Here is a 745-nt window from a genome sequence, read left to right as displayed (position 1 = left end):
CCGCGACCCGCCGCCGCGCCAGGGCCGCCGCGATCCGGTCCGAGCGCGAATCCGGGACCAGCGGCAGCCACAGGAAGTACGACGAGGGGTGCGTGACCAAGGGAAGCCCGGCGAGCACCTCGGCGGCGACCGCCTGCCGCCGCCGGGCGTCTTCGCGCTTGCGCGTTTCGAGGCGGTCGACCGTGCCGTCGTCGAGCCAGCGGCGGGCGAGTTCCGCGGTCAGCGCGGGCGTGTTCCACGTCGTGGCGCGGATGGTGCGTTCGAGCGACGGCACGAGCCCGTCCGGCGCGGCGACGAACCCGAACCGCAGGCCGGTCGCGACGTTCTTCGACAGCCCGGACACGTACACGGTGGCTTCGGGCGCCAGCGCCGCGAGCGGGGGCGGCGCGTCCTCGGCGAGGTAGGCGTAGGAAGCGTCCTCGATGATCGTCAGCCCGTGCGCGCGGGCGATCGAGACCAGCCGCGCGCGGCGGGCTTCGTCGAGCACCCAGCCCAGCGGGTTGTGCATCGTCGGCATCGCGTACACCCCGCGGACCCGGCGACGGCGGCACAGCCGCTCGAGCACGTCGAGGTCGGGCCCGCCCGCGGTCACCGGCAGCGGCGCCGGCTCCAGCCCGAGCGTGCGCGCGAGCACCCGGAACCCGGGGTAGGTGAGGGCGTCGACCGCGACGACGTCCCCCGGCCGGAACAAGGTCATGGCGGTGATCGCGAGCCCGTGCTGTGCCCCGTCGACGATCAGCACCCG

1 protein-coding gene is annotated in these 745 nt (G+C 75.3%); it reads right to left on the bottom strand.

The genetic code is table 11. The features are described 5' to 3' along the window. Positions 1-745, bottom strand: a 745-nt coding sequence (locus G3I65_RS56290; RefSeq protein WP_160704838.1) for an aminotransferase class I/II-fold pyridoxal phosphate-dependent enzyme, incomplete at both ends; no start/stop codon positions are given.

The sequence above is a fragment of the Amycolatopsis sp. SID8362 genome (genome assembly GCF_010550475.1).
In the GTDB taxonomy this organism is placed as follows: domain Bacteria; phylum Actinomycetota; class Actinomycetes; order Mycobacteriales; family Pseudonocardiaceae; genus Amycolatopsis; species Amycolatopsis eburnea.
Note: the sequence above shows the minus strand (reverse complement) of the source record. Positions and strands in the feature narration are given on the sequence as shown.